This window comes from Variovorax sp. P1_H12_2 (assembly GCF_056405335.1).
This window is the reverse complement of record NZ_JBFUCI010000496.1, coordinates 1-4,263: the sequence shown is the minus strand read 5'-3', so window position 1 is coordinate 4,263 and position 4,263 is coordinate 1. Positions and strand designations below refer to the sequence as shown.

General features: G+C 68.4%; 5 protein-coding genes. All 5 read left to right on the top strand.

The window, feature by feature from the left end:
* A partial coding sequence (locus AC1D2K_RS30935) for an SDR family NAD(P)-dependent oxidoreductase (protein ID WP_478093787.1) occupies positions 1 to 515 on the top strand: 515 nt, incomplete at its 5' end.
* A 16-nt stretch (positions 516 to 531) separates the two neighbouring features.
* Positions 532 to 1,344: a cyclase family protein gene (locus AC1D2K_RS30930; RefSeq protein WP_478093785.1), complete on the top strand. Its 813-nt coding sequence runs from the start codon at positions 532 to 534 to the stop codon at positions 1,342 to 1,344.
* The gene (locus AC1D2K_RS30925) at positions 1,341 to 2,066 is read left to right on the top strand and encodes an SDR family oxidoreductase (protein WP_478093783.1); all 726 of its coding nucleotides are present in this window, start codon (positions 1,341 to 1,343) and stop codon (positions 2,064 to 2,066) included. The genes AC1D2K_RS30930 and AC1D2K_RS30925 overlap by 4 nt, the downstream gene beginning before the upstream one ends.
* A gap of 147 nt (positions 2,067 to 2,213) precedes the next feature.
* Positions 2,214 to 3,371, top strand: coding sequence for an ABC transporter substrate-binding protein (locus tag AC1D2K_RS30920; protein ID WP_478093782.1), 1,158 nt, complete (start codon positions 2,214 to 2,216; stop codon positions 3,369 to 3,371).
* A 153-nt stretch (positions 3,372 to 3,524) separates the two neighbouring features.
* Positions 3,525 to 4,263: ABC transporter substrate-binding protein (locus AC1D2K_RS30915; RefSeq protein WP_478093780.1), on the top strand; the 739-nt coding region annotated here is incomplete at its 3' end.

Below are 4,263 nucleotides of genomic sequence, written 5' to 3'. Positions count from 1 at the left end.
TCGAGATCAACAACGCCGAGGTGCATCGCAGCTTCGGCATCGGCGCGCGGCGCGGCACCGATGTCGCGAAGGCCGAGATGGACATCAACTATTTCGGGCTGCTGCGGCTCGCCCAGGAGTTCGGTCCGGCGCTCAAGGGGCGCTCGGCCGACGGCGTGACCGGCGCCACCGCCTGGGTCAACCTGCTGTCGGTCTACGCGCTCAGCAACTTTCCGCCGCACGGCACCTTCAGCGCCTCGAAGGCGGCGGCACATTCGCTCGCGCAATGCCTGCGCGCCGAGATGCGGCCGGCCGGCATTCGCGTGATCAATGTGTTCCCGGGTCCGATCGACGACGAATGGAACCAGCACACGCCGCCGCCCAAGCTCGGCGCCGGTGCGCTGGCGAACGCCATCGTGAAGGCGCTGCGTGACGGCATCGAGGACGTGTACCCGGGCGACGTGGCACAGGAATGGCTGGAGCGCTGGCGCGACAACCCGAAGATCCTTGAACGCGAACTCGCGGCGGGCGGCTGAAAGCAGGAGCAACACGATGACGACGACAACCGAACTGATGTCCGCCGCCGAGATCCTCGGCGGCCTGGTGAGCGCGATGGCCAGCGGCCGCATCCGCGTGGTCGACCTCACGCAGACCCTGACGCCCGAGTTCCCGCAGATCGCGCTGCCGCCCGAGATGGGCCAGTGCTGGCCCTTCCGGATCGAGGAGGTGTCGAAGTACGACGAGCGCGGGCCGGGCTGGTACTGGAACAACTTCTCCTGCGGCGAGCACACGGGCACCCACTTCGACGCGCCGATCCACTGGATCTCGGGCCGCGACCTGCCGAACAATTCGGTCGACACGATTCCGGTGCAGCACTTCGTCGCGCCGGCCTGCGTGATCGACTGCTCCGAACAGGTCAAGGCCGACGACGACTACCTGCTGAGCATCGCGGACATCGAACGCTACGAGAGCCGCCATGGCCGCATCCCGAAGGGCGCCTGGGCGCTGATGCGCACCGACTGGTCGAAGCGCCAGGACCCCGAGGCCTACCAGAACTTCGACGAGACCGGCCAGCACACGCCKGGCCCAAGCACCGAGGCGGTGCGCTTCCTGGTCGAAGAGCGCGACGTGATCGGCTTCGGCTCCGAGGCCATCGGCACCGATGCCGGCCAGGGCTACCACCTGCGGCCGCCGTATCCGTGCCACTACTACATGCACGGGGCCGGGCGCTACGGCCTGCAGTGCCTCAGCAACCTCGACCTGCTGCCGCCCGCGGGCGCGGTGCTGATCTGCCCGCCGCTCAAGATCGAGAAAGGCAGCGGCAGCCCGCTGCGCGTGCTGGCGCTGGTTGGAGCCTCGGCATGACGGCCCGGGTCGCGGCCGTCACCGGCGGCAGCGCCGGGATCGGCAAGGCTATTTGCGAGGACTTGCTCGCGCAAGGCTACGAAGTCGTCTCGCTCGCGCGCCGTCGCAGCGACGTCGAGCATCCGAAGCTGCACAGCATCGAGGTCGATCTCGCCGATCGCGCGGCCACCGCGCAGGCCGCGGCCGAACTGGTGCGGCGCTTCGAGGTGACCACCGTGGTGCACAACGCCGGCGTGATCCGGCCGGCGCTGATCGCCGACGTCAAGCTCGACGACCTCGATGCGCTGGTCGACCTGCACCTGGGCTGCGCGATCCAGCTGGTGCAGGCGGCGCTGCCGGCGATGCGCGCGCAGCGCTTCGGTCGCGTGGTGCTGCTGTCGTCGCGCGCGGCGCTGGGTCTCGCCTCGCGCACCAGCTATTCGGCCACCAAGGCCGGCATGCTGGGCATGGCGCGCACCTGGGCGCTCGAACTCGCGCCCGAGGGCATCACGGTGAACGTGGTCGCGCCGGGCCCGATCCGCACCGACATGTTCTACGACGTCGTCGAGGCCGGCAGCGACAAGGAGCGTGCGCTCGCGGCCTCGGTGCCGGTCAGGCGGCTCGGCGAATCGGCCGACGTGGCACGGGCCGTGCGTTTCTTTGCCGACCCCGCGAACAGTTTCGTCACGGGGCAGGTGCTGTACGTGTGCGGTGGCACCAGCGTCGGCAGCCTGGCCCTTTGACGCCAAGCACCCGCCACTCATCGTTCCCACCCTTGTCAGCGCGCCACAGCTTCACTAGCATTATTGACACTTAAACATTTCACAAATCATGTTTTTGTTCGACGCCCTCGGTTCTTCTTCGTTTGGCTCCAACCTCAGGAGGTTTGCATGAAAGTCTTGACCCGAATCTGCGCACTGGCGGGCCTTGTGGCCGGCTTCAGCGCCCTGACCGCCGCCAGCGCGCTGGCGGCCGATCTCAAGGTGGGCTTCATCACCTCGCTGTCGGGGCCGGTGTCCTCGCTGGGCATCCCGTACGAGAAGGGCATGAAGGCCGCGCTGGCCTACAAGTCGGAGCTCAACGGCCGCAAGATCCAGCTGGTGCAGCTCGACGATGCCTCGGACCCGTCGACCGCCGCACGCAACGCGCGCAAGATGATCGACGAGGACAAGGTCGACGTGATCATCGGCACCGCGGGTTCGCCCGGCGCGCTGGCCATCGCCGCGGTCGCGCGCGAGACCAAGACACCGCTGATCTCGATCGCCAACGCCAACCTGCCGGGCGACGACGGCGCCTGGATGGTCACCTTGCCGCAGCCGGCGCCGCTGATGGTCAGCGCAGTGGTCGAGCGCATGAAGAAGTCGGGCGTGAAGACGGTCGGCTACATCGGCTTCTCCGACGCCTGGGGCGACCTGGTCTACGACGCGCTCAAGAAGAGCGCCGAGCCGGCCGGCATCCAGGTGGTGTCGAACGAGCGCTATGCGCGCGCCGACACTTCGGTCACCGGCCAGGTGCTGAAGATCGTGGCGCTGAAGCCCGACGCGGTGATCACCGGCACCTCGGGCACGCCCGGCGCCTTGCCCTACCTGGCGCTGGCCGAGCGCGGCTACAAGGGCCAGATCTACGGCATGCACGCGCTGATCAATCCCGACTTCGTGCGCGTGGGCGGCGCGTCGGTCGAAGGCCTGCTGGCGCCGACCGGCCCGGTGATCGTGGCCGAGCAGCTGCCCGATTCGAACCCGATCCGCAAGGTCTCGATGGACTTCCGCGCGGCCTACCAGAAGGCCAACGGCGCGCCGCCGACCGATGCCTTCTCGGCCTACACCTTCGACGCCTGGCTGCTGTTCCTCGACGCCGCCGCGCGCGCCAAGGGCGAACCCGGCACGCCGGCCTACCGCGTGGCGCTGCGCGACGCGATCGTGAGCACCAAGGAGCTGACCGGCACGCACAGCGTCTACAACTTCAAGCCCGACGACCGCTATGGCTCGGACGAGCGCTCGCGCGTGATCGTCAAGCTCGAGAAGGGTCAATGGAAGCTGGTGCCATAGCTCGCCCCCAGGTTGGCTCACTTCGTGTAGCCGCCCACCCCCTACCGGGGGCAATACCAGCGGCCCGGCGGAGCCGGTTCCGCGGTATTCCTGAAATGTCCCTTGCATCTGGTGCGGGACTTTGATCGCATCGCCTTTCGGAACTCATTGATCATGCGCACATCCATTCGAACCCTCGCCGTCGGCGCCGTGGCTTTTGCCGCAGCGCAGGCCATGGCCGCCGACCTCAAGGTCGGCTTCATCAGCTCGCTCTCGGGCCCCGTGTCGGCGCTGGGCATTCCCTACGAGAAGGGCATCCGCGCCGCCATCGCCGAGCATCCGACGCTGGCCGGCCACAAGGTCGAGCTGATCGTGCTCGACGACGCCTCCGACCCGACCACCGCCGGGCGCAATGCCCGCAAGCTGGTGGTCGAGGACAAGGTCGACGTGCTGATCGGCACTTCGGGCGTGCCCGGTGCGATGGCGATCGCGGCCGTGGCGCGCGAGCTCAACACGCCGCTGATCTCGCCGACGCCGGTCACCATCCCGGGCCCCGAAGGCGCCTGGACCGTGACCGTGTCGCAGCCCTTTCCGATGATGGTCGCGGCGGTGGTCGAGCGCATGAAGAAGTCGGGCGTCAAGACGGTGGCCTTCATCGGCTTCTCGGACGCGCTGGGCGACCTGGCCTACGACTCGCTCATGAAGAGCGCCGAAGCCGCCGGCATCAAGGTGGTCGCCAACGAGCGCTATGCGCGCAGCGACTCGTCCGTGGCGGGCCAGGTGCTCAAGATCATCTCGGCGCGGCCGGATGCCGTGTTCGCCGGCAACTCCGGCACGCCGGGCGCGCTGCCCTATCTTGCGCTCGCCGAACGCGGCTACAAGGGCCAGATCTACGGCACGCACGGCCTGATCA

Excerpts from the sequence above, each read along its gene's own strand:
- AC1D2K_RS30925 (WP_478093783.1), top strand. The coding sequence starts at position 1,341 with ATGACGGCCCGGGTCGCGGCCGTCACCGGCGGCAGCGCCGGGATCGGC.
- AC1D2K_RS30920 (WP_478093782.1), top strand. The coding sequence starts at position 2,214 with ATGAAAGTCTTGACCCGAATCTGCGCACTGGCGGGCCTTGTGGCCGGC.